At 63.7% G+C, this 24,851-nt stretch carries 21 protein-coding genes; 10 read left to right on the top strand and 11 right to left on the bottom strand.

The window, feature by feature from the left end:
* Positions 1-25 precede the first annotated feature (25 nt).
* The 4 genes from ZBI01S_RS07465 to mtrA form a co-directional block, all read right to left on the bottom strand.
* Positions 26-784, bottom strand: coding sequence for a ComF family protein (locus ZBI01S_RS07465; RefSeq protein ID WP_083524615.1), 759 nt, complete (start codon positions 782-784; stop codon positions 26-28).
* 114 nt (positions 785-898) lie between these two features.
* Positions 899-2,596 (bottom strand): LpqB family beta-propeller domain-containing protein, encoded by a 1,698-nt coding sequence (locus ZBI01S_RS07470; protein WP_066058627.1) that lies wholly within the window; start codon positions 2,594-2,596, stop codon positions 899-901.
* Complete coding sequence (gene mtrB, locus ZBI01S_RS07475; RefSeq protein ID WP_083524616.1) at positions 2,593-4,503, bottom strand: MtrAB system histidine kinase MtrB; 1,911 nt, start codon at positions 4,501-4,503, stop codon at positions 2,593-2,595. The genes ZBI01S_RS07470 and mtrB overlap by 4 nt, the downstream gene beginning before the upstream one ends.
* A gap of 23 nt (positions 4,504-4,526) precedes the next feature.
* Positions 4,527-5,204, bottom strand: coding sequence for an MtrAB system response regulator MtrA (gene mtrA / locus ZBI01S_RS07480; RefSeq protein WP_110477065.1), 678 nt, complete (start codon positions 5,202-5,204; stop codon positions 4,527-4,529).
* 158 nt (positions 5,205-5,362) lie between these two features.
* Between mtrA and ZBI01S_RS07485 the strand changes: the two genes are divergently transcribed.
* From ZBI01S_RS07485 to ZBI01S_RS07515, 6 genes are all read left to right on the top strand, one after another.
* Complete coding sequence (locus ZBI01S_RS07485) at positions 5,363-6,913, top strand: DUF7847 domain-containing protein (protein ID WP_066058629.1); 1,551 nt, start codon at positions 5,363-5,365, stop codon at positions 6,911-6,913.
* A 99-nt stretch (positions 6,914-7,012) separates the two neighbouring features.
* Entirely contained in the window at positions 7,013-7,717 is a 705-nt protein-coding gene (locus ZBI01S_RS07490; protein WP_066058633.1) for a DUF4129 domain-containing protein, read from the top strand.
* Positions 7,714-9,063 (top strand): DUF4350 domain-containing protein, encoded by a 1,350-nt coding sequence (locus tag ZBI01S_RS07500; protein ID WP_110477066.1) that lies wholly within the window; start codon positions 7,714-7,716, stop codon positions 9,061-9,063. Before ZBI01S_RS07490 ends, ZBI01S_RS07500 begins: the two co-directional genes overlap by 4 nt.
* Before the next feature lie 77 nt (positions 9,064-9,140).
* A complete protein-coding gene (locus tag ZBI01S_RS07505) occupies positions 9,141-10,094 on the top strand; it encodes an AAA family ATPase (protein WP_066058643.1) in 954 nt (317 codons plus the stop codon).
* Entirely contained in the window at positions 10,095-11,402 is a 1,308-nt protein-coding gene (locus ZBI01S_RS07510) for a DUF58 domain-containing protein (RefSeq protein WP_066058647.1), read from the top strand.
* A 99-nt stretch (positions 11,403-11,501) separates the two neighbouring features.
* Positions 11,502-11,813 (top strand): hypothetical protein, encoded by a 312-nt coding sequence (locus ZBI01S_RS07515; RefSeq protein WP_159421453.1) that lies wholly within the window; start codon positions 11,502-11,504, stop codon positions 11,811-11,813.
* On the opposite strand, the gene ZBI01S_RS07520 is transcribed toward ZBI01S_RS07515, so the two are convergent.
* The 4 genes from ZBI01S_RS07520 to ZBI01S_RS07535 form a co-directional block, all read right to left on the bottom strand.
* Positions 11,810-13,081, bottom strand: a complete 1,272-nt coding sequence (locus ZBI01S_RS07520) for a Dyp-type peroxidase (protein ID WP_245610576.1) — start codon at positions 13,079-13,081, stop codon at positions 11,810-11,812. The two genes, ZBI01S_RS07515 and ZBI01S_RS07520, sit on opposite strands and share 4 nt — an antisense overlap.
* Positions 13,082-13,101: 20 nt before the next feature.
* Entirely contained in the window at positions 13,102-13,680 is a 579-nt protein-coding gene (locus ZBI01S_RS07525) for a copper chaperone PCu(A)C (protein WP_066058654.1), read from the bottom strand.
* Positions 13,681-13,919: 239 nt separating this feature from the next.
* Positions 13,920-14,564: a hypothetical protein gene (locus ZBI01S_RS07530; protein ID WP_066058656.1), complete on the bottom strand. Its 645-nt coding sequence runs from the start codon at positions 14,562-14,564 to the stop codon at positions 13,920-13,922.
* Positions 14,565-14,655: 91 nt separating this feature from the next.
* Positions 14,656-15,651 (bottom strand): stage II sporulation protein M, encoded by a 996-nt coding sequence (locus ZBI01S_RS07535; RefSeq protein WP_066058658.1) that lies wholly within the window; start codon positions 15,649-15,651, stop codon positions 14,656-14,658.
* 16 nt (positions 15,652-15,667) lie between these two features.
* On the opposite strand from ZBI01S_RS07535, the gene ZBI01S_RS07540 reads away from it, so the two are divergent.
* Together ZBI01S_RS07540 and ZBI01S_RS07545 are read left to right on the top strand one after the other, a co-directional pair.
* Complete coding sequence (locus ZBI01S_RS07540; RefSeq protein ID WP_066058661.1) at positions 15,668-16,534, top strand: RDD family protein; 867 nt, start codon at positions 15,668-15,670, stop codon at positions 16,532-16,534.
* 193 nt (positions 16,535-16,727) lie between these two features.
* Entirely contained in the window at positions 16,728-17,612 is an 885-nt protein-coding gene (locus tag ZBI01S_RS07545) for a hypothetical protein (protein WP_066058664.1), read from the top strand.
* Between the two features lie 169 nt (positions 17,613-17,781).
* Here the strand turns inward: ZBI01S_RS07545 and ZBI01S_RS07550 are convergent, their stop codons facing one another.
* Positions 17,782-19,254, bottom strand: a complete 1,473-nt coding sequence (locus tag ZBI01S_RS07550; RefSeq protein WP_066058666.1) for an NAD-dependent succinate-semialdehyde dehydrogenase — start codon at positions 19,252-19,254, stop codon at positions 17,782-17,784.
* A gap of 331 nt (positions 19,255-19,585) precedes the next feature.
* Between ZBI01S_RS07550 and ZBI01S_RS07555 the strand changes: the two genes are divergently transcribed.
* Together ZBI01S_RS07555 and ZBI01S_RS07560 are read left to right on the top strand one after the other, a co-directional pair.
* Positions 19,586-20,182 carry a septum formation family protein gene (locus ZBI01S_RS07555; protein WP_066058668.1) on the top strand — a complete coding sequence of 199 codons (597 nt, stop codon included), beginning with the start codon at positions 19,586-19,588 and terminating at the stop codon, positions 20,180-20,182.
* A 117-nt stretch (positions 20,183-20,299) separates the two neighbouring features.
* On the top strand, positions 20,300-20,980 hold the full coding sequence (locus ZBI01S_RS07560; RefSeq protein WP_066058670.1) for a Pr6Pr family membrane protein: 681 nt from the start codon (positions 20,300-20,302) through the stop codon (positions 20,978-20,980).
* On the opposite strand, the gene ZBI01S_RS07565 is transcribed toward ZBI01S_RS07560, so the two are convergent.
* Together ZBI01S_RS07565 and ZBI01S_RS07570 are read right to left on the bottom strand one after the other, a co-directional pair.
* Complete coding sequence (locus ZBI01S_RS07565; RefSeq protein ID WP_066058672.1) at positions 20,977-22,812, bottom strand: ABC transporter ATP-binding protein; 1,836 nt, start codon at positions 22,810-22,812, stop codon at positions 20,977-20,979. The two genes, ZBI01S_RS07560 and ZBI01S_RS07565, sit on opposite strands and share 4 nt — an antisense overlap.
* Positions 22,809-24,713: an ATP-binding cassette domain-containing protein gene (locus ZBI01S_RS07570; RefSeq protein WP_159421454.1), complete on the bottom strand. Its 1,905-nt coding sequence runs from the start codon at positions 24,711-24,713 to the stop codon at positions 22,809-22,811. Before ZBI01S_RS07570 ends, ZBI01S_RS07565 begins: the two co-directional genes overlap by 4 nt.
* Positions 24,714-24,851 lie beyond the last annotated feature (138 nt).

Consider the following 24,851-nt stretch of genomic DNA (forward strand, 5'->3'; position numbering starts at 1 on the left):
GCTTTCCCTGGAATTTAGGCGCTCGTTACGTTCTTGATAGCTGTGATGTGGTAGGTGCCGAATGCGCGGATGAAAACCGTTTGGCAACGCGCGCAATCACCACGGCAGCGCAGACTTCGGCACCGGCTGATCGCAACGCACGCTCGGCTTCGACGAGTGACGCACCGGTCGTACTCACATCGTCGACCAGCACGCAGCGCATCCCCGCGAGCGGCCGCATCGCCACCATGGCGCCGGCCACATTGCGTGCTCGTTCTGCCCTGCCAAGCCCCGATTGATCGCGCACCCGCCGCCGGTACCCAAGCACCGACACCAACGGTGCATCCGGCACCGCCCGCTGCACCAACAATTCGACGTGCTGAAACCCTCGCTTCGCCACCGCCCGCCGCTGACTCGGCACGGGTACCAGCACGCAATCGCGTACTCCGGCGCGGTGCAGCGCCAGCAGACCGACGCGCAGCAGCGGTACCAGCGCGGGAACCGCATCCACTCGCCCAGCATCTTTCACCGCGGTGATACAGCGCTGCACAACCGAGTGATAGTCGGTTGCGCTCACCACGACGAGTCCCGACGCCAGCGCTTCGCGATGCACGAATACGCGCTGCCGCAGCGCTGCGGCACAGATCGCGCACAGGCCGCGACAGATCTCGTCTCGCACACCGCACGCCGCACATCCGGTTGGGAACCACAGCTGCAGCAATTGCCGCCAAGCTGCCAGAACCCGATGCCGACCGACGTGACCGCGTGCATCCGCACCGCTATCGTCTGCGCCGCCTGCTGTCATGCCGCCAGTGTGCCGCAGGCACGCTCGCCACGCGCGCGGTTATCCACAGCGTCCACAAATCGCTGCTAGGCCCGCGGTCAACCGGATGCGGTGGGTAGCGGAATTTGCGCCGTGCTACACCTGCGCGTACAGGAAGGTGATCGACGTTTCGGATGCCTGCCAGCGCGAACCGCGCGGAGCATAAACCGTGCCGTGTCGATCCACGATTCGCATGCCCGAAAGCGAGTTCGCACCGGCGATCTGCGCCGCCGACGGAATCGTACCCATCGATGTGAGTTCGCCACCGACCTGGTAGACGCGCACCGAGGTGGAACCGTCCTGCTTGTTCACAAGCATGCCGACGCTGTTCGGGTCGATCCAGGCGAGGTCGCTGGCCTTGTCATTCGCACCGGGCATGGCCACGATCAGCGGCGCACCGAGCTCCACCGGGGCGCCCTTGTCACGGATGATCGGCATGACCGCAAGCTGCACGCCTTCGTCATCGTTGTAGAGCACCGCAAGGCGAGTGCCATCGCGCGAGACCTGGTGCGAAATGAATGCCGGGTCAATCTGCGGTGGCAGCGGAATCTCCCGCAGCTCACCATCGCCGATGTGCGAGACGTACAGTCCGGTCTCAACGGTGGACTGCGTCCACACCCAGTCCCAGTTGTCGAGCGCCGGCTCGATTTGGCCAGGACGCGCGTCGATCAACACGGGCTCGTCGTCGGTAAACCGCATGGCGTGGGCACCGTTGGCGTTGAGCAGGGTAAGCGTTTGACGCGACGCCGAGAGCGCCCCACGAATCGGCTTGAGTTCATTCACGACTTCGGACACGTGTTCGGCGCCGTTTGGCACGCTGACCGCACTGTTGTTTAGGAACCCGATGTCATTGCCAGACTGCACCAGCGGCATTGAACTGACGTCGGCGGTCGTGACGACCGCATCGCGATTCGGCAGCGACACATCGATGCGCGCACCGTTGACGCGAATTTCTACCGATGAAATCCCGGGAACGGTCAGCAGGCTTTCTTCGAGCTGCAACCGCACCAGGGAAAGATCGGTAGCGGATGCCGACGACAGTTCACCCGAAAAGTCCACCACGGCAACGCCATCAGCAATGACCACGTCGTTTCGCAGCTTCACGCCCTCGGGGAACGCCGACACGACCGCGCTTCCGGGCCGCATCCACTCTGCCGGGCCATTAATGAGTTCCTGCACGACGCGCGTCGGCAACTTGGTGCCATTCGGCAGCCAGCGAAGATCCGGCGACGTGTAGCGCTTGTCATTGTCGAAGTACGTCAGCATTTGCTGGGCGTAGAGGTCGTTGAACGGCTGCTGCTGCAACACCACACCCGGAGGTGCCTTAGCGATGCGCCACTGCCCGTCGACCTGTTCGAGCGTGAACGACAGGCTCTCGTTCGAGGTCGAAAGCGTTTCGGAATACAAGCCGTGATCGTCAACCTGGCCGCGTAGCGGCACCGAAACCTCGATGCCGTTCGCACCGGCCGACTTCATCGATGCCTGACCGTTGGTAATGAGTACGCGAGCGTCCGGGTCCCAGTCTTCTTTGGCGGCTGGCGTCAAGTATTCGCGCGCGGCCTGGAACCCGTCTCGAGTACCGGTACCCGCGTCCAGGAACCCCTGCACGATTTCTTCGCGCGTCGCTCCGGCGCTCGGCCCCGATGGGAAGTACCGGACACCCTGGTTGGACTCGTCCGGTTGCGAACGGCCTTCTTCGATCGGGCCAGATGTCGGGATCGAGGCACATGCCGAAAGCCCCACCATCAGCGAGGCGGTAGCGAGGGTTGCGAGGATGCGGCGGATGCGAGTCATTCGTCCGTGTCCTTCGGTGCGTCGGAAGTGTCTTGCGTCGTTATCGTGTCGGATGCGTCGGCAGCCGTCTCGGCGTCGGTGTCGGCATCCACCGCCGCGAGCTGAATGATCTGCGGCTGCGTGCTCAGATTGGTGCCGCCGAGCTGATCATCGGCGTAGTCACCGACGAACGTCTCGGAGCCTGCGTCCTCGGGCAGCAGCGGCAGTGGCGACGACACGATTGGCTCGCCCACGCGAACCGGCAGCGTCAAGCGGAAGTTCGTACCGAGCCCGAGAGCCGACCACACTTCGAGCTTGCCGTCGTGTAGGCGAGCGTCTTCGTGCGAGATTGCAAGGCCCAGACCCGAGCCACCCATCGTGCGCTTACGCGAGGGGTCAGCTCGCCAGAACCGTTCGAAGACGAGCTTCTGGTGGTCTTCGTTCATACCGATGCCGTAGTCACGCACGCTGAGCGCAACCGCGGTCGCGTTCGCATCCACGGTAACGACGATCGGTTGCCCCTCACCGTGTTCGATGGCGTTCGCGATGAGGTTACGTACGATGCGGCGGATGCGGCGGTCATCGAATTCGGCGCGCACTTCGCGCTCAGGTACCCGCAGCAGCAAGGCTTCGGAGTGATCCATAGCGACGGGGAGCATGGCACCGACGACGTCTTCGGCAATGTCCTTGAGGTCGTTTGAGCGGCGCAGCAACTCGACCGCACCGGCGTCGTAGCGAGAGATTTCGAGCAGGTCGTTCAGCAGCAATTCGAAGCGCTCGACCTGGTCGTGCAGCAGCTCTGCCGAGCGCGCGAGCGTCGGATCGAACTCGTTCTTGCGGGCATACACGATGCCGCCAGCCAGGCGAATCGTGGTGAGCGGCGTGCGCAGTTCGTGCGAAACGTCGGAGACGAATCGTTGCTGCACCTTGGAGAGGTGTTCGAGCTGCTCGATCTGTTCCTGCAGGTTGTCAGCCATGTGGTTGAACGAGCGCGAAAGCGTACCGATATCGTCCTCACCGCGCTCCGGGATGCGTTCTTCGAGGTGCCCCGCAGCGAGCTTGCGACTCGTTTGCGCGGCCAAGCGAATCGGCTGAATGACCGCACGCATGATGGCTCCGGTAATAAGCGCTACGAGCAAGACGAGAATCGCCATCGAGATCACCAGCGTGCGCTGGATGAAGTCGAGGGTGTCTTGGGATTCCTCGAGCGAGTACACGAGGTAGAACTCGTAGTACCCGGATCCTGGTACGGACACGGTCGAACCGATGACGACGCCCGGTACGATGCGTTCCAGATCCCCCGCGAGTGCCACTGACTGGTAGTGCACCGGCCCGGTCTGTGCGCGCACGGCTTCACGCAGTTTTTCGCTCACCAAACCGAGTGGCACTGTCTCGGAGGCCATGTCTTGCAGGCCCACGTTGTTGTTCTGCGACGGCGGACTGTAGAACGCGAAGCCGATCGAGTTCGGGGTTTGCGATTGCGCCGCAGTGATCGCCTCTTGGCGCAGCGATGAGGCACCCTGGTCGCCGGAGTCGCCGCCCAGGTCAAGCTTGCTTTGCGCGGCGGCAACTGCTCGTTCGGCTTCTACTTGCAGGTCGTCGATGCGGGATGTGTACAGGTCGCGCGCGATGGTGTTTCCCATGACCAGCGCGACGGCGATCACGGTGGCGCTGGTGAGCAGCACGGCAATGAGGGTGGTACGGAACGGCAGCGATGTGGCCCAGAGGAACTTTAGATTCTCGAAGAGCCCGGCCGGTCGCCACCAGCTGCCGGGCAGGTCGCGATCGGGAAATTCGTCGGTTGACCGTGAAAGTTTGATCGGGATGCGCTCGTCGGGCGCGGCGAGCACCAGCGCGGTACTCGTCGACGAACCGCCACCCGCAGCAAAATCAGCTTCGGGTGAAGCGGTGGAGGCATCCTGTGGCATTGACGTCGCGGAGGGCCGTGTCGCTAGGAGTTACCGGCTCGATAGCCCACACCACGAACGGTCTGCACGATCTTCGGCTGGTCGGGGTCGACCTCGACCTTGGCACGCAGACGCTGCACGTGGACGTTGACCAGACGGGTATCGGCCTTGAAACGGTAGCCCCACACCTGTTCGAGGAGTTCCTCGCGGGTGAACACACGGTTGGGCTTCGACGCCAGCGTGTGCAGTAGGTCGAATTCGAGCGGCGTGAGGTTGATCGGCGTACCGGCGCGAAGCACTTCGTGGGCAGCCACGTTGATGGTGATGTCCCCCACGCGGAGTTCTTCGCTGTGGTCGGCCGAGCTGCCGCGCAGTCGCGTCTTAATGCGGGCGACGAGTTCCTTCGGGTCGAACGGCTTGACGATGTAGTCGTCGGCGCCGGCTTCGAGCCCTCGAACAACGTCGGCGGTGTCGGACTTAGCGGTGAGCATGATGATTGGTACGCCCGAGGTCTCGCGGATCGCTTCGCAGATTTCGATACCGCTCATGCCGGGAAGCATAACGTCGAGCAGCACGAGGTGCGGATCAACCTCGTGGAACTTCTCGACCGCCTTAGCGCCGTCGGAGCAGAACGATGGGGTGTATCCCTCAGCACCAATCACGATGCCGATCATCTCGGCAAGTGCCGTGTCGTCATCAACCACGAAAATGCGCTCTACCACGAATGACCTTCCCTCAGACGCGAACACGAGGCCAAGCTTGCACCTCGATAATTCCTGATCGAGCCTACCCTGCCGCAGGTGAGTTTCCTGCGGATACCCCATCCCTCTATGGTCGCAAATCTGGCAATGATCGCACCTGCCTGTGCGACGATGAAAACGTGAATAACGACGCAGGACACACCTCGGCACCCCAGCCACACGCGGGCGATGGCCAGAACAGCAACGGCACCGCCCCATCCGCCCCTCGCACCTACGGTGAGGCGATGGATGCACGCCAACAGCAAGATGGCGGTTGGTCGGCGGCAACACCGGGCGCGAATGGCGCCTCGGATGCGTCGGCGTACGGCCCGAATGCGGGCCAGCACAATCCGTACGGTCAGCCCGGTCCTTATAGCCAGCAGGCCTCCTATGGCCAGGCCTCCCACGGCCAAGCACCCTATGGCCAGGCCCCCTACGGCCAGCAAGCTCCGTATGGGCAAGCCCCCTACGAACAGGCGCCGTACGACCAAAACGGCTACCAGTACCCAGCGGGGCAATACCCGGGTGGCGCCGCATCCTGGAACACCGGAGCGCCAGCCGCACCGGGTGCCCAGGCATGGCGCCCAGCAGGCCCAGCCGGACTCTTCCCGCTGCGCCCACTGTCGTTCGGCGACGTCTTCGGCGCCACGTTCCGCCTGCTGCGCTTCAGCCCAGCGGCAAGCTTCGGCGGCGCATTCCTGCTGCAGTTCCTCGTGTCGCTGCTCGCCGGGTTGGCGCCCCTCATCACAATCTTGAGCAATATCGAGCTCCTTAACAACGCCTCATCAACGGAGTGGACCTCGGATCACACCCGGTTCCTGACGTGGTTGTTGATCTCGTTGATTCCGTCGATCCTGATCACGGTCTTCGTGAACTCTGCCGTGCAAGCGCTGATCGCTATCGTCACGGCCAAGGCAGCCATCGGCCAGAAGATCACCCTCGGCGAGGCGCTGCGCAAGGCGTGGCAGCGCGTCCTGCCGCTGACCGGTTACCTCTTGCTGGCCAGCCTAATCATGCTCCTCGTGTTCGCCATCACCATCGGGCCCGGTGCGGCCTGGCTCACGGTTGCCATGGTCAACACCTCCACCCAATTCGCCGGCCCCGTCCTGACGCTAATTCTCGGCTTCCTCTTGTTCGCGGTGGCGGCGGTATTCGTCAACACCAAGCTCATGTTCGGGGTCTCCGCAGTCACGCTTGAGCACCTCGGCCCGGTGGCGGCTATGAAGCGCAGCTGGACGCTGATCACCGGCCTCTTCTGGCGCTCGTTCGGCACGAACCTGGTGGTCTCCATGACGGTCTCGTTCGCGACGAGTATCGCCAGCCAGTTCATCGGGTTCTTCATCACCATCTTGATGGGGCTGCTGGCACCAATCGGAGCGCCAGCCTCCGCTTCTTCGAGCGAAGTCAATGGCGGGATGATTTCAATCGGGATCGTGATGATGGTCGTCATCTCGGCGATGGCCACGGTGATGAGCGCGGTCACGTCGGTGCTCATCGGCGGCAACTGCGTGGTCCTCTACGCGGATGCTCGCATGCGCAAGGAAGGCCTCAACATCGCCCTGCAATCGGCAACCGACGATCTCGCCGCCGGCCGCGAACCCGAACAGGACCCGTGGCGGTCAGCACCGGTCTCGCCAACGCAACCCAACGCATCCGGCATGCCCACGCCGACCCAAACGCCAACCTGGTAGTCCAGCCTGTCAGGCAGTGTCGGGGCCTGGTAACCCGGGAACCGTACGCTCGTAGGTCACGGATACCCGCATCCTGCCGAGTGGAAACGACACGACGACATGTTTGTTCTGGCTGAGCCGCCCCTAACCCCGGACGAAGACACCGCCCGGGATTGGGTGCAGCGATATCTCGATGACCCCGAGATCGTGTCAGCCAAGCCATCGCCGTTTGAGCGGTTCATGGAGTCGGTTTGGGAGTGGGTTTCTGATCTGTTTACGCTGCCCGATGGCAGCGGGTTCGGGATCAATCCGGTCGCGTTGGTGTGGATCGTGGCGATCATCGCGCTGGTTGCGTTGGTGGTGTTGCTGGGTCGCCCACGCGCAGTCGCCAAGCGTGCGGCCCGAGCCGGGCAGTCGGTCTTTCTTGATGATGATGCGCGCACGCTGCACCAATTGCGGGATGCGGCCGATCATGCGGCCGCATCCGGAAACTACAGCCTCGCCATCGTCGAGCAATACCGGGCGATGTGCCGGGGACTGCATGACCGCACCCTCATTACCCTGCGCCCTGGCGACACCGCCCAAGCGGCGGCCCGCGCTGCTGCGACCAGCTTTCCAAGTCACCAGCAGCAGTTGCAGCGTGCAGCGATGTCGTTTGACCGGGTGCGGTATCTGAACCGCCGCGGAACTGCCGCCGAGCACGCGTTCATTCGCAACCTCGACCACGAGCTCGACCGCACCCGCCCGGCCTCGCTGCCGGATGCATCCGGTTTCGCGGCCACGCCCGCAGCTGTGTCGTCTACTCCCCCGGGAGGTGCGCGATGACGACAACGACGACCGAAACGACGTCCCCGGCACCTACGCCGAGCAATACGCTGACGCCGCGCCAGCACTGGCACCGCATTCGCCCCTGGTGTTTTTCGGCGCTGTTTATCGTCGCCACTCTGCTTGTCGGTGCGGCGATCACGGCCTCAACCGTCAGCAGATCTGGGCACCTGTTGAATCCGCAATCGCCCGCACCTAACGGCGCGAAGGCCCTCGCCGAAGCATTGCAGGATCACGGCGTGCACCTGACCCAGCGCGATTCCCTCGACGATGTCTTGGCAGATATCGAGGCGAACCCCAACCGCACCGTGCTGCTGCACGACCGGGCCGCACTGCTCGACAGTGACCGCATCGAACAACTGCTCGATGCCGGTGCGAACCGCGTTGTTGCGATCAACCCCGTTGGCGATCGATTCGAGCCGATCACTGAATATGCCTGGTACTCCGGCAGCATCGCGCCCGAGGGCGACACCCTCGAAAACGATCCGTATGCCGCCGAACACGACTATCCCGCAGGCGAACAGTGCCCATTGGCGTCGAAGGCGCCAGCGCTTGGGCCCGGTCACGCCTCGGTGTTCACGGTCGGAGAGAATGATCCCGATGCGGTTGGTTGCTACGAAACCGGCAGTGGCAGCCTGATCGTGGTGGCACAGCACAAGACGACCGAGCTGATCATGGTGGGCGCCTACGAGCAATTCACCAACGACCGCATTGCCGTCGAATCGAACGCGGCCGCGGCAATCAACATCCTCGGCGCCAACGAAGAGCTCATCTGGTACGTGCCCGGAGCGCCCGATGTGCAGGTGGCAGCGACACCAACGTTCGACGACTACGTACCCAAGTGGATCACGCCCGTCATGCTGCTGGCCTGCTGCAGTGCGCTCGCCCTGATGTTCTGGCGCGGCCGCCGCCTCGGCCCGCTCGTAGCTGAGCGTCTGCCGGTCACCGTTCCGGCCAGTGAGACGGTCGAAGGCCGGGCACGGCTCTACGCCAAGAACCGCTCGCAACTCCACGCGCTCGATGCCATCCGCATCGGCACGCTCGGTCGGCTTGCAGGGCTGCTCGGACTCGAACGAAACGCATCCGCTGCCGTGATCGCGGATGCGGTGACCCGTGTCGCGCAGGTTCCTCGCGACCACGCCTATCGCGTTCTCGTTCACGCCGAACCGACCAGCGACGCCGAATTGGTTGACCTTGCCAATGCGTGCGCCGAGATCGAACGCCGCACGCGCACCGCACTCGGGTACACCGAAACCGGGCGGCGCATCCAAACCCCTGACGACCCGACCGCGGAGACGCCAACCTTCGCCGTTCGTGATGCGGACCCCGGCGACAACCAACTGTGACCGCACCCCGTGACCTCACCCCGTGACATCATGCCCAGCACAGCCCACCGCCCAGCACACCCCACCAGGAGATCCCGATGAGTGACCAAATTCGCACCGCGCTTGGCCGCGTTCGCACCGAGGTGAGTAAGGCCGTCGTCGGCCAAGATGCCGCCGTCGAAGGCCTGGTGATCGCGCTGCTCAGCGACGGCCACGTACTGCTCGAAGGTGTGCCGGGCACGGCGAAGACCCTGCTGGTGCGCACCCTCAGCCAGGTGCTCGCGCTCGATACCAAGCGCATCCAGTTCACCCCAGACCTCATGCCCGGTGACGTCACCGGCTCGCTGGTGTACGACAATCAGCGCGGCGCATTCGAGTTCCGTGAGGGTCCGGTGTTCACCAATCTCCTGCTCGCCGACGAGATCAACCGCACGCCACCCAAGACGCAGTCGTCGCTGCTCGAAGCGATGGAAGAGCGCCAGGTTTCGGCCGACGGCGTCACCCGCCCACTCCCCGACCCGTTCATGGTCGCGGCCACGATGAACCCGATCGAGTACGAGGGCACCTACACCCTGCCCGAGGCCCAGCTCGACCGCTTCATGTTGAAACTCATCCTCGATCTGCCACCGCGCGATGCCGAACTCGAAGTGCTCCGCCGCCACGCCAACGGTTTCAATCCGCGCGACCTCGCGGCTGCAAACGTACAGCAGGCCATCAGCATCGACGAGCTTCGACAGGCACGTCGTGACGCCCAGGCGGTGCGCGTCAACGAGGCCGTGCTCGCCTACCTGGTTGACCTCGCTCGCGCCACCCGCCAGTCGCCATCGGTGCGCATGGGAATCTCGCCCCGCGGTGCCACGGCGCTCTTGCGTGCGGCAAAGGCGAGCGCCTACCTCTACGGCTATGACGCCGTCACTCCCGATCACGTGCAGCGTATGTGCCTGTCGGCGTGGCGTCACCGCATTGTGCTGCAGCCCGAGGCTGAGCTCGAGGGTGTTTCGGCGGATGCGGTGCTGCAGTCGATCATGCAGCAGGTGCAGGTGCCGATCTAGATGGCGATCAGCGGCCTCGCGGTCGCGCTGCTTGTCCTCGGCGCGCTACCGATTCTGGCGTTTGGCACCACCGTGTCAAGCGCGTTTGCCGTGCTCGGAATCGTGCTCGCGGCATGGCTCACGCTGTGCCTGGTGGACTGGGCGCTGGCCGCGCCACCGCGGAACATTCGCGTGGAACGAGAGCTACCCCACCGCATCCGGCTGGGTGAAACCGCAACATCGCGCCTGCTACTCACCAACCTGAACCGCACGGCGCTGCGCCTGCACGTACGCGATTGCTGGGAGCCTTCGGCTGGCGGGCCGACCGCCCACGACCGAGTGACGATTCCTGGTGGTGAGCGCCGAGCGCTCACGCACACGCTCACGCCGTGGCGTCGCGGCGACCGGCGCACGACCGATGTTGCCGTGCGCTCGTGGGGACCGCTGCGCCTCGTCGCCCGTCAGGTGTTGCTGCAAGATACCGGCACGCTGCGGGTGCTGCCACCATTCAATGCCCGCAAGCACCTGCCCTCACGGGTCATGCGCTTGCGCGAGATGGATGGGCAAACGACGCTGCAGGTGCGCGGTCAAGGAACCGAATTTGATTCGCTGCGCGACTACGTGCGCGGTGACGATGTGCGCTCGATCGACTGGCGTGCCACGGCTCGCCGACAAGACCTGGTCGTGCGCACCTGGCGACCTGAACGCGACCGCCGGGTGATCATCCTGCTCGATACCGGTCGCGCCGCGGCCGCACGCGTCGCCGACGAAACACGCTTGGATACGGCGATCGAGTCAGCCTTGCTGCTGGCGGCGCTCGCATCGCGCGCCGGTGACCGTGTTGATCTGATCGCGTACGACCAGCGCATCCGGGCACGCGTACGCGGTGCCGGCGACGCCACCGTGCTCACCCAGATCGTCGAGTCGATGGCGAATGTTGAGCCCGAGCTCTACAGCACCAACTGGCTCGAAGTCCCCCGTCTCGTACGCAACATCACGACGCAGCGCTCGCTCGTGGTCGTGCTGACCACTGCCGACAGCAACGGTAACGCCCGCGAGTTGCTCGAAATGATGCCGCAGTTGACGCAGCGTCACGTCGTTGTTGTGGCATCGGTAGCTGATCCCGAAACGGACGCGGCCCGGCACGTATTGCGTGATGGCGAGGCTGTGTATCGAGCTGCTGCGGCAGAACGCGCACACCTCGAGGCGGCAAACATTACTCGCGCGCTCGCACAGACGGGTGCGGATCAGCTCATTGCCCCGCCATTAGATCTGCCGCCACGCTTGGCTGACCATTACCTGTTGCTTAAACGCGCAGGCCGATTGTGATGAAGCTACGGTTAATAGCAAGCGACCACCGCGTGGAATCGATCGCGCAGCACGCGATGTGATGGGTGGTCGTGCGCTGCGGGTGAAGGGACAGTACGCATGAAGCGATTGCACATGATTACGGGAGCCGGGGCGCTCATGGCGGTGGCAGCCGCCGGAACCATCATCTATCTGAGTGGTCAGGATACGCCAGTGGTGGGCAATGAGATTGTGACGCCCACGGCGCCCGCTCCGGAAGAATCCACCACCCCCGAAACAGTTGTCCCGGTAACCGTACCGCCGGCACCGGATGCGGAGCTCACTCCCGCACCGCCGACTGATCCCGGTTACTACGACGGGAGCAGCGACAGTGGCGAGAGTGGCACCGGTGCCGATGAGGACGGCACGTCCGAAGACCACAGCGACGGCTAGGCGAACAGCCCCTCGCCGACGAATCCATTCGCATCCGGCTTTGGCGGAATAGCAAACACTGCCGAACCAATCGGGGTAATCCACGTGTTCAGCAGGTCACCTTCGTCCATACGACGTTGCAGCGGCACGAACTGCGTCGTGACATTGGCCTGCAGCGACGTAAAGATCTGACCAGAGTCGCTTACGACTGCACCCGCACCCGAACCGCCCGCTACGGGCATCTCATAGTTGTAGGGGCGGCGCACAATGCGCTCGTGTGGGTTGTCGGATCGCATACGTCGCAGATGGCTTGCGGGGTTAATGACGGTGAACCCCTGCGCCGTAACCGCCTTGAAATCCGGCTCATCGTACTCTTTCGAGCCGGTCAGCGGAGCACCCGTATCGAGGCGTCGTCCTACCGAGGCCTCACGGCCTGGGCGGTCAACTTCGTCCCAGGTCTCCAGATCCATGTGGATCCGGCGAATCACCAGTGTCGTTCCGCCGTTGAGCCATTCCGTTTCGCCTGACTCACTGCGGATGGTGACGACCCGGTCAAAGTCGTCGGTGCCCGGGGTCGCGTTGACCGTGCCGTCAACCTGACCGAACAGGTTGCGGTCGGTCTGCCCCGCAGCCAGCGAACCGCGCGATTGGCGAAAGCCGTGCTGCTGCCAGCGCACTGTGCCGAACGAGCGCGCATCCTTCATCAGGGTGCGGGATGCGTGTGCCAGCGTCAGCGGGTCGTCACTAGCGACGAGCATGAGCAGTTCGCCCTCAGACCATTCGGGCTGGAGTCGGTCGACTGAGAACTTCGGAATCTGTGTCAACCATTCCGGTCGACGCTTGGGGTTGATGCGGTCAATGAACCCCGGTGAGAACCCGAACGTGATCTGCAGGCCCGCAGGCGTTTCGGCCAGTTCCGGTTCTTGGTCGCCCACTGGCGCGGTACCCGCCATCAGTCGGCGTGCGTCCTCGCTCAGAATCCGCAAGAGCGCAATGATGCGAGCGTTGTCGAGGTCGGCAGTGAGGTCCATCGCGATGTAGTTCGCAAACGCGGGAATGTGGCTACCGACACCCGCTTGATGGTGCGCGTGTTGTTGGTTGCGTTCAGTTCCGAACGCAACCGGTTGCGCGGCGGCCGGTCGGCCGATGAGGCTGGCGCCTGCCGCCGCTGCAGCGGCACCGACTCCGATGCCCGCTGCAGCGACGACGACGTCACGTCGGCGAATTCCGGCAGCCGTTGGGGCAGCTGCCGAGGGTTCGGCAGCTGGTGTTGACTGGTTGGTATCCACCTGTTTCATGGTGTTGCTCGCTAGTTCTTGTCGGTCGCCATGTTGCCGTGGTCCATGCCGCCGTGACCGGTGCCGTCCTCTGGCGAGTAGGTTTCCTTACCACCGGTGTATTCGCGAGCAGTAGCGGTGAACTCGATGTTCTCGCCGCCCTCAACTTCGAGCGTGATCTTCACCTCGTCGCCCGGAAGCACCTTGTCGTTGAGCTTCATGAGCATGATGTGGTCGTCACCCGGCTTGTAGACGAGCGATTCGCCCGGCTTGATGGCCGGCGGCGTCATCGCCTGCATCATGCTCGAGCCGTCCGACTGAATGATCGTCTCGTGGAACTCCGACATGCCCGCGATTTCGGCCTTAACGCCGGTGAACTTGATCTCCTTGTCACCGGTGTTCTTGATGGTGCCGAAGACACCGGTCATGTCCTTTTCGGTGGCCTTGATCCACATGTCCGTGAACTCGAGGCCCTGCTGGGTCTGAACGGCCATGTTCTCGGTTGGCTGCGGCGTGCTCTTTGGGTCGTTACCCGCAGCACAGCCGGTGAGACCGGCAACCGCGAGCGAAAGACCAGCAGCGGCAGCAATGAAAGTACGGAAAGTACGCATAAGAAGTTGTCCTCAATGAGAAGTTAAACGAGTGATTCGTTGATGTGCTCGCGATGCGTCGTGCATCGCGGTTTGCGAAGGTCTCGATTCCCGCTCAGTGCAATGCAAGCGACGATATCGAGGGGTGTGCGTTCCCATAGCGAAACGCGAGGCAACGCGACGGATGCGGCAAGTACGGAGATCCGCGCCGTCAGAAATTCGCAGATCGCGTGCTCGCAGCGCCTGAGCGCTGGCGCAGACTACGCGGCAACAACGGGTGGTGCTCGTCCTTGGACCGCTTCAATAAATACCGTGCGAACGGGAACCCACAGATCAAATACTGCCGTCCACAGCGTTGCCGGGAAGTTTGCAATAGGTCGCTTGAGCGCGAGGAACAGGCGAACGGCGGCGAGGACGGGAGCCTGGGCCCACGCACAAACCGCATTCAGCAGTGCGTGACCGTACCAGAGCATCCCCACCGTCACGACACTCGCGACCGCGTGCGATGCGGTCATCAGCGAGCCATCACCGGCCGCGTGCTGGTGTGCCGCGTGCGGTGCGGCTTGCTGCAGCTGCTGTCGAATGAGTTCCGGGTCGTGCAGGTGACCGCGGTGCGCTGCCGGGCCCGACATCGAGTCGGCAATCGCAAAGAGACCGTGGAAGCACAACTGTGAACCGATCACCGCGAGCGCCGAACGCATCCGTGACCAGCGTGTACCCACAAGTGGGGTGCAGATGGCCGCGGCAAATACGAGCGCGACCACCAGTGCGACCGGCTGCACGATGGCGCCGTGCGCAATGCCGTGCATCGCCGCCGCTGGCAGGGTGACAACGAGCGCAATCAACCAGCCCCGGAGCAGCATGTGCACACCCCGGTTGGTGGATTGGTCGACGGTCTCGCGCATAACCCCATCAGTTTACGCCAGCTCACAGCCGACGTTGAGCCGCGCGGTTCTGCCCGACGTCGGCGAAGCTCGTTTCGGTGGATGCGGTGCCCTAGCCCGCGTACAAGTTGCGGTACCCGGCGTCGTGCTCGGTCAGATCACCATCGTGCCCGGCCCGATAGGCGCGGCGGCCAAGCACCAGGCTGTACGCCAGGTAGCTCGCGAGCGCGATCGCACCGATACCGATCTTGATCGCCCACGGCCAGTCCTGCCGAGTGATGAACCCTTCGATGAGCCCCGAGAGGAATAGGAACACGGTCGTGCCAATAGCGACAATCACCAGCCGCCTGCCCGCGTACCCAATTGCATCCACCCGCGGCATATTGCCGGGCGCGATCATGGCCCAGAACAGTGCGAGACCGGTACCTGCCGCCACGAAGATCATGGTGAGTTCGAGCAAGCCGTGCGGTGCAATCCACAAGAAGAACGCGTCGAGGTGGCCGACATGGCCCAGCACAGCGGCCGAGGTACCGAGCGCCACGGCGTTCTGCATGAGTGCATACACCGGGAAGAGCCCGGTGATACCGAGGATGATCGCCTGCGCCGCAATGAACGCGTTGTTGGTGAATACCTTGGCGGCGAACGCCGATTCACTGTATTCGGAGTAGTAGTTCACGAAGTCGTCTTCGGCGTACTGTTCGAGCTGCGCCTGCGAGCCGTAAAACGACAGCAGTTCTGGGTTCTGCTGATGCAACAGGTAGACGAGCACGCCAACAAGGATCGTGAATACGGCGGCACCGAGCGTCCACCAGCGTACTGAGTACAGCGCGGCGGGAAGCTGTTCGATCACGAGTTCACGCAACAGCACGAGCGGGTTACGGCGAGTATGCGTGAGTTTGCGGCGCGCGTTGGCGACCTGCACCGAGAGCCACACGGCTTCGGCACTATCGCCGGTTGCGGTTCGTAGGGCTGAGAGGTCGGATGCGGCTGATTGATACCGCTCGATGAGCTCGTCGGCTTGCGCACCCGTCAACGAGCCGGATCGGGACAACTCCCCCATCCGGTTCCACTCGTCGCGTCGCAGCGCGGTAACAGCATCAATCTCCATGTGATGAAATGCTCTCATGCCAAGTTCAACGCGGTCCGGTGGGCCTTCATACCTCGATGACGACATCGTCATTGGCGAGGGCGTTGCGCTTGCGGTACCGGCAGCGAGCCTGATGGCGCGGGCCGGCTCGGCAGTCATCGACGCGATTTGTTACGTCGGTGGGCTGCTCGGTTCGATGATGTTGCTCGGCTGGGCCATCGCAAACTTTGCTGCCAAGGCGAACGTTCAGATCGAGGATGCGTGGTTCCCGGTACTGCTGATTTCGTGGGTCATGCTGTGGCTCGTGCTGCTGCCCATAGCGGTGGAGTTGCTGACCCAGGGGCGTTCGCTTGGCAAGCTCATCTTTGGGCTGCGCGTAGTGCGCAATGACGGCGGCGCCGTTGGGCTTCGCCACGTGGCGATTCGCCAGTTGGTGGGCCTCGGCGAAATCTATCTGACCAGTGGCGCCATTGCTGCCTGCGTCGGTATTTTCAACGGCAAAGCGCGACGCGTGGGCGATCTGCTCGCGGGCACCTATGCGCAAGTCGAACGGGTACCGCAACCGGTTCCGCTGCACCTGCCACTGCCACCGCAATTGCAGGCGTGGGCGCAGATTGCCGATGTTGCGCGCATCCCCGACGTCACCGCCCGACGCGTGCACGAGTACTTCATGCAGGCCCATCAGCTCACCCCGCAAGCTCGCGTTGCGGTTGCCGGTGATTTGGCCCGCCAGTGCCGGCCCTTTGTGCACCCGATTCCAGACGTGGATGCGGAAACGTTCCTGTTGGGCGTCAGCGTGGTACGCCGCGATCGCGAGTACGCAAGCGCGCGTCGCCGGGCTGACCGAATCACACGCATCGCCGGCAGCGCGCCGATGCCACACGGCCTGCCCAATCGCGGCTAGCGAGGTCGCGCGGTCCCGGTGATGATGCACGCGACTACTGCTTAGTCAGCGCTTGACGCTCTGGCGCTGTTGACGTGCGCGGGTGTGTCCTGGTGTTGGTCGAGATGTTCCGGATGCGGTGCCACTGGCTACTGCAGGCTGACGCGGGTGCGCCAACGTCGTTGTTACGCTCGACGCAAAGGAAGGGGCCGACATGAATCAACCGCCGCAACATCAGAACCCTCCACCGGGCTGGTACCCGGACCAACAGGGCAACCGTCGCTGGTGGGATGGTCGCCAGTGGGCGCCACCACCGGCTGCAGCGCCGCAGCCAGGGCAACAGCAGCCCACCCCGAATCAGCAGCCGCACCAGCCTGCTCCCAGGTTCAACCAAGCGGCACACAATGCCGGCCCATCTGCCCCATATTCGGGCCAGACGGCACCCGGTCAGACGGCACCCGGCCAGTCAGCGTCGCCAAGAAAGCCTGGCCGCACCGGACTCGTTACCGGAATCGCCGCTGCCGCAATTCTCCTGCTCGCCGGCGGCGTTGTCGGTGTGACGATGCTGCTCGGCAACAACCAGGGCAACGACGACACCGACGCGAACGGCGCCCCCACCGCATCCGCGAGCACCGAGGTCGACGATCCGACCGGAGCCGGGGATCCTGGAAACGGCCCGCAGACCATTACTGAAGAGCGCGATCAGTTCTTCAAGGACCAAAAGATCGAGCTCAACAATACGATTCACGAGGCGGCGACCCCCGAGCAGGAAGCCTTCATCGAAGACATTCGCAGCAAGCGCGAAGCCGCAGGCGACACGACGTGGTCGCCCGAGATCGAGACGGTCACCATTGCGCTGGCTTCCGACGCTTGCGAGACCTCAATTCTGAACTCGCACAATGTCGACACCGAGATCGTGCGCATCCATGCTGCAACGTCGCCACTGATTAAACAAATGGTCAAGGGCAAGACCGAGTCAGAACGCATCAGAATGACGCAGGGCGCCATGGAGATTGCCACCACCGGTGTCGGCTATATGTGCCCGGCCGATGAACCGGACTGGACCGCAGCTATGAAGGAGATCAACGGCGACTGGTAGGTAACACCACTATTTGTCGCCTTCCGCAAGCGAACGGGCGTCCCACTCGGGGCGCCCGTTCGTCATTGTCTGCCCGCGCCAAGTGCCAGCCTCGATAGCGTGCCGGAACCACAGGAAAGACAGAAGCGCGGACCCGCCGAAGCGAGCCCGCGCATCCTGAACCACAGAACTAGTTGCTGTACGGGTTCGGCATAGCCGAGTACTTCATGTTCATGTACTCGTGGATGCCCTCGAAGGAGCCTTCCTTACCCATACCCGACTGCTTAACGCCACCGAACGGTGCCGCAGCGTTCGAAGGCAGGCCGGTGTTGATCGACACCATGCCGCACTCGATCTGGTCGATCATGCGCTGCGAGCGGTTGAAGTCGTTGGTGTAGACGTACGACATCAGACCGAACTCGGTGCTGTTAGCCAGCTCGACAGCTTCGGCTTCGTCCGAGAAGGTGATGATCGGCAGAACCGGTCCGAAGATCTCTTCGCGGAAGATCTTCGACTCGGGCGCAATGTCGGTGAGCACGGTGGCCTCGTAGAAGAAGCCTTCGCCCTCGCCAGCCTTACCACCGACGATGACCTTGGCGCCGTGAGCAACGGCGTCGTCAACGAGCTCGCCAACCTTGGCAACAGCCTTGGCTTCGGCGAGTGGGCCGATGGTGACGCCCTCTTCGGTGCCGCGGCCCATCTTGAACGCGCTCACGCGCTCAGCAACACGCTTGGTGAACTCTTCAGCGATCGATTCCTGCACGATGATGCGGTTTGCTGCGGTGCATGCCTGACCGATGTTGCGGAACTTCGCGTCGATAACACCCTGGATTGCCTTGTCCATGTCGGCGTCTTCGAAGACGACGAACGGGGCGTTGCCGCCGAGCTCCATCGAGGTGCGCAGCACCTTTTCGGCTGCCCTCTTCATGAGGCCAACGCCAACGCCGGTCGAACCGGTGAACGAGATCTTGCGCAGGCGGTCGTCTTCCATGATGGTGTTCGAAACGCCGGCAGTGTCGCGCGTGGTGACAACGTTGACGACGCCCTTTGGCACACCGAGCTCTTCGAGGATCTTGACGAAGTACAGGGTGGTGAGCGGGGTCAGCGACGCGGGCTTAACGACAACCGTGTTACCAGCAGCCAGTGCCGGTGCGATCTTGCGGGTCGCCATGGCGAGCGGGAAGTTCCACGGGGTGATGAGGAAGCATGGGCCAACCGGGTGCTGCGAAACCAGCATGCGCTGGGTGCCTTCTGGGTTGATGCCGTAACGACCGGTGATACGGGCGGCTTCTTCAGAGAACCAGCGCAGGTATTCGGCGCCGTAGTTAACTTCGCCCTGAGCCTCATTCAGCGGCTTACCCATTTCGAGGGTCATCAGCAGTGCGAATTCGTCGCGGCGCTCGATGACGGCCTCGTAGGCCTTGCGGAGCAGCTCGCCACGCTCGCGCGGCGTCGTGCGGGCCCATTCATCCTTAACTGCAACAGCAGCGTCGAGGGCAGCAGTTGCCTGAGCCGGGGAAGCGTTAGCGATGCGCGCGAGTTCACCACCGGTTGACGGGTCCTGAACAACAAACGGCTCGTTCTCGCCGTCAACCCATTCGCCGTTGATGAACAGCTGCGTTGGGATCTTCGCGAGAAGGTCAGCCTCACTTGGGTAGGTCATCGGTGACTCCTTTAAATTCTGCGGTAGTCGATGCTGATCTGACGCCGCAAACGTAGGCGGCGATGCTTCCGACGCTACACCTCGGAAACCACCTCAAGCTTAGTCGCTATGCACGCAGCCAACCAGCCGTGTTGTGCGAGGCAACAACGTGCATCCGCACGCGGATGGACGCACGTTGTCAGAAATTCCAACCGAGCGGATGACGTCGCATGCGTTCGCAACTGACTACGATCGTTAACCAATGGCGAATTTTGTACCAACTGCGGCATGCCCCGCTTTGGCCCAGCCCGCCAGGCCATCCACTTCGGATTGAGAGCGTTAAGGAGTCGACATGGAATTCGCTGGAAAGAAGCGTGCAACTGCAATCATCGCAGCACTGGCCGCCGCGGGACTTTTCCTGACCGGGTGTGCCAACGGTAACGAACGCACCGATGATGACAAGCAGAGCCAGAACAAGAAGTCAACCAACGAAACGACTCAGGATGAGGGCGGTTTCGGTTTCGGCGACGACACCCCGGTAGATACCGGTGGCGACTCCCCGTTCGAAGAACCAGAAGACCAGAACGTCTTCGACATCAAGCTCGGCGACTGCATCACCGACGCTGCTGCTGAAGGCGAAGTCCAGAGCCTGCCGACCGTGGCCTGCTCACAACCACACTCGTACGAGGTCTTCCACGAGTTTGACCTGACCGGCGACAAGTTCCCGGGCGAAAGCGGCATGGAAGCCGACATCCTCGACCAGTGCTACGGCAAGCCGTTCGAAGACTTCATTGGCAAGAGCTACGACTCGAGCAGCCTCGACGTGCTCTACCTCTCACCGACCGCTACATCGTGGGCACAGGGTGACCGTCGCGTCAGCTGCCTCGTATTCGAGGGCGACGGCACCGGCAACAAGACCACGGGATCGCTGAAGGGCTCGAAGCTCTAAGTCACTGCATCAGGCGCATCGCTCCAGTGGCGGCCAACCGGGCGTCGACCAATATGGTCGGCGCCCGTTTTGCGTGCCGCGCCAGGTGTCACCCCGCAACATGAGAAACTGCCAGGCATGAGCTCGCTGCCCGCCGTCAACCGAAACCGTCGCACCAACGAGGCCCTGCATCCCGACCGCACCTGGGTGCGCATCGTACGATGCCTACTCGGCCTCGGCGCGCTTGCCGGTGTTGGTTGGAACATCTACCGCGCCGCGAACGGCATGACCGAATCGAGCGTGATCGAGTCGCTCTCACACTTCACGAACCAGGCGAACGTAGTGTTCGGCGTGGTCGCCGTGACGGGCGCCTTCGCTAAGCGTTCCTCGCTCCCCCGCTGGTGGGATGATCTGCGCGGTGCCGCCGCGTTTTACATGGTGATGACCGGGCTCATCTATGCGCTGCTGGTGGCCGAACCCGGCGAGCTTGGCCGCTGGGATCTCGACTGGGCCAACATCATGCTGCACCGGGTTACCCCGGTGGCGGGGCTGCTCGGTTGGCTACTGATTACCCATACGCGCAAGCAGGGCTGGGGTCGCCCACTCGCTTGGCTCGCGTTCCCGCTCGCCTACCTGGCCTATACGTGGATCCGCGGCGCCGCCGTCAACTGGTACCCCTACGGGTTCCTCGACCCGACCCGCGACGGTGGCTGGTCAGCGGTATTTGCCACCACATCGCAGGTATTTGTAGCGTTCCTCGCCGTTGCGGTCATTGTGCACGTGCTCGGGAACTTGCGCGCTTCACTCGCCCACCGCTAGGCAGCAAGCTGCTGGGTGAGCAGATCACGAAAGCGCCCAGGCACCTGCGCGAGTTCTTGCCACGTGCCCTGCTGCACGATGCATCCGGATTCGACCACGATGAGTTGGTCAAGGTGGCGCACGGTTTCGAGGCGGTGCGCGATCACGAGCGTGGTCACACCGAGGTCGGCGATTGCCGTAACGAGGGCTGATTGCGTCAGCGGGTCCTGGTGGCTCGTGGCTTCGTCGAGAATCAGGATGCGGTGGTGCAGTTCGGTGCCCGCGTCGGGTTGACTGCCGCCACATTCGCCGGTGTCCGCGCGCCCATGCAACCGAACCAGCGTGCGCGCAATCGCCAGCCGCTGCCGCTGACCACCGCTCAGCTTGGCACCGCGCCGGCCGACTTCGGTGGTAAGCGGAAGTTCAAACTGCGCGATGCTGCACGCATGCTCGAGTTCCGCATCACTCGCGTCGGGCGAGGCGAGGCGCAAGTTTTCGGCAACGGTGGCGTCGAGCACGAACGCGTCCTGGTCGGCAATGGCGACCAGTTGCTGCACCTGCGCTGAACCGAGCTCGCGCGCATCCACGCCGTGCAATCGCACCGTGCCGGCGCTGGGGTCGAGGTGTCGCTGTACCAGCCGCGCGATGGTCGATTTACCCGATCCGCTCACGCCGACAATGCCGAACGAGGTGCCGCTCGGCACCGTAAACGACACCTGCTCGAGCACCGGTGTGCGCTGATCGCCCTGGCGGTAGGTCGCGCTGACCGAGTCGAACTCGATCGCCGGCACGTCAGTGTCGTCGATGTCTTCGGGCTCGTGCGGTTCGGCAACGGCCCCCTCGTCGTTTGCCGCAACCGGCAGTGGCAACGATGCGGGTGCCTCAGGTTCGGTCACCGTGCGCGGTACGTTCGCCAGTTCTCGCACACGTGCCGTGGCCGCCAGGCCCGCCGGGAGCGACGATGCCAAGCGCACCACCGAATCAATGCTCGGTGCGGTACTCGCCACGAACGAAACGACCGCGAGCGCACCCGGAAGCTGTGCTGCATCCGTAAGCCCAGTCAGCGCCACGACCAGCATGAGCACAGTGCCACCCCAGACACGCAGATCGCTGCCGAGACCTCGCCAGGCCGCGTTACGTCCGCCAAGCAGTAGCTGCGCCCGCAGGCGTTTGTCGAGGTCACGCAACTCGTCGGCACGAAACTCGGTGGCGTCGTGCATCCGAAATTCATCGCGCAACCGCGCCGAGTCCGCCACGTGCGCCGCAATTCCTGCCCGCGCCGTAGCCGTCAGCTGAGCGCTCTCGCCGAGATGCACCGTGCCAAGCAGCAGCGCGAGCCCACCGGCAAGCACCGCAATCAGCACCAGCGCCAGCACCGATCCGCCGAGCCACCAGGCCGCAACCACGGCAACGATCGGCACGATTACGGCAGTGATGGCCGGGGCAATCGTGTGGGCAAAGAAGACTTCGATGCGGTCGACATCGCGCACGGCAATGGCGTGGATGCGGGCAGCGCCGAGCGCTTCGGTCGTCGCGGGAGCGCGTGGAATCAGGCGATCGAGCAACCAGATGCGCAGTTCACCGAGGAGCGAAAACGCGGCCAGATGCCCGGTGAGCTGTTCGAGATAGCGCAGCCCGGCTTTGCAGATGGCCGCGAGCGCGACGATACCGGTAACCGCAGCGACGAACCCGGCGCCCTGCGCCTGGCCGGTGGCGAGCATCCCGATTGCCCAGCACGGGAGCGCGAGCACGAGCATCCCGAGCAGTTGCCCAACGATTCGGGCCGTGACCGAAACCGCGAGGCGGGCGCTTGCGGGGGCCGCAAACCGCAGCAGCCAAATCACGTTGTTCATGCGGCGCCTCCGTCGGTCTGGTCCGATTGCAGGGCTTCGGTTGCTGCGAGTGCGCGCGCGTAGTATCCGGGCTGTTCGCGCAATTGCGCGGGTGTGCCGGATGCGGTGACCCGCCCGTTTTCGACGACAAGGATGCGGTCGGCGTCGAGCGTGGTGTCGATGCGGTGCGCGATTTCGATCACGGTCTTGCCGGCACCGAATTCGCGCAGTGTCGCGCGGATCTGCGCTTCGGTTTGCCGGTCAAGGTCGGCGGTTGCTTCGTCGAGGAGCAGCGTCGGGCGGTCACGCAGCAGCGTGCGAGCCAGCATGAGCCGGCGTCGCTGTCCGCCAGAGAGCGCACTGCCCCGGTCGCCAACCGGGTGTTCGAGCACATCGCCTTTGCCTGCGAACCGATAGTGGGCGCGGTTTAGGGCACGGCGCAGTTCGGGGTCGGTGGCGTTTGGTGCGGCAAATCGCAGGTTGTCGCCCACCGTGCCGCTGACGATGGCTGGTTGCTGGCCGAGCCACGTGCTTTGCGCTCGCCGTACGTCAGCATCAACACGTTCGCCGTTGAACCGGATGCGCCCGTCGGTTTCTTCGAGTCCGGCCAGGCAGCGCAGCAACGTTGATTTCCCAGCTCCTGAGGGCCCGACAATGACCGTACGTTTTCCCGCGGGAATGACTGCGTTGAGCTGGCTCAGGATACGGTCGCGGCCGTGTCGATAGTCGAGCCCGTGAACGCTGATGTGCGGGGCCGGCGCCTCACCGGACACGATGGGTGCCGACAGTTGTGCGTCCTCGCGAGCCGCCGCATCCGTATCGCCCGCACGCTGCAGCATGCGATCGAGCTGATCCCGACGGGCACGGCCGGCAAGGCCGACGTAGAAGGAACGGCCGACTCGGTCAATCGGTTCTTGCAGCAGCACCGTCAGCAGCGTCGCAGCGATGGCCTGGCCGGCGGTGATCTGCCCTGCCACGAGTAGTCCAAGCGCGATAGCGATCGCGGCCGCGCCCATCAGGATGCCAAAGATCGCGTCATTGACCACAATCATGCGCTGATTTTGGATGAGCAGGCGCCCCAATTGCCGCATCGCTTCACGCGCGGCGGCCGCGAATCGGTCGCGGGCGCGCGGGGCCGCTCCCAGCACTTTGAGGGTGCCGATGCCCTCAATCATTTCGAGGTACTGCTCGGTCGCTTCCGCTTCGCGCCGCCGGTACTCCGCGTTCGACTGTCGCAATCGTTTGCCCACGAACACGATGCAGACGGGTACGAGCAGCACAAATCCAGCTAGCGCGAGAGCACTCCAGGGGTTAACGCCAATGGCCCAGGCGATGAGCACGACCACGGGTGCCGAAAAAGCGGCAAAGGTGGGTGCCAAGAATGTTGCGCGGTACGCCGCGGTTTTCTCAACCGCTGCGGTCGCTGCATCCACAATTCCGCCTTCGGTGATGGGCTTGGATGCGTGTGATGGGCGCCCGTGCGCGGCCGCGCCGGGATGTGCCGAGGCGGATGCGGGAGCGGTGGATACGGAGCGGGCTGCAGCAGGTACCGGTACCGCAGTCTCGGGAGCAGCACCGACCGGTTTCGCATCGAGCAGCGTTGCGGCCACCCCCATAAGTCGCTGGCGCCAGTCGGCTTCTTCACGCGCCTGGATGCGGGCGGGAAGCAGCTCTGCCACGCCGCCCACGATCGCACCGACGACGGCCAGCCCTGCCGCGAGCATCCATGCCGCAAATTGCGACAACTCACCAGCGGCGATGTCGGTGGTGGGGGCTTGCGCGAGCACGCCTTGCAGCGCCCGGTCAATGGCCAGCGCAGCTACACAAACCGACGCGGCAAGCAGCGCCGTTCGCAACCAGATCAGCAGCACGCAAGTCCACGCTCCAGCCGGCGCATCCTTCACTAATTCTCTGATCCACACCCCATAGAGTGTGCCGAACTTTCCGAGCGCGCTCAATTGCGCCTGCGCGCATCCACCAATTCGAACCGGTCGACGTTGCAGGGATGCGCCACTTGGTTGTTTGCCGGGTGGGCATAGAATCAACTATTCCGATTCATT

The organism is [Zimmermannella] bifida NBRC 103089 (genome assembly GCF_001570925.1).
GTDB lineage: Bacteria > Actinomycetota > Actinomycetes > Actinomycetales > Microbacteriaceae > Gulosibacter > Gulosibacter bifidus.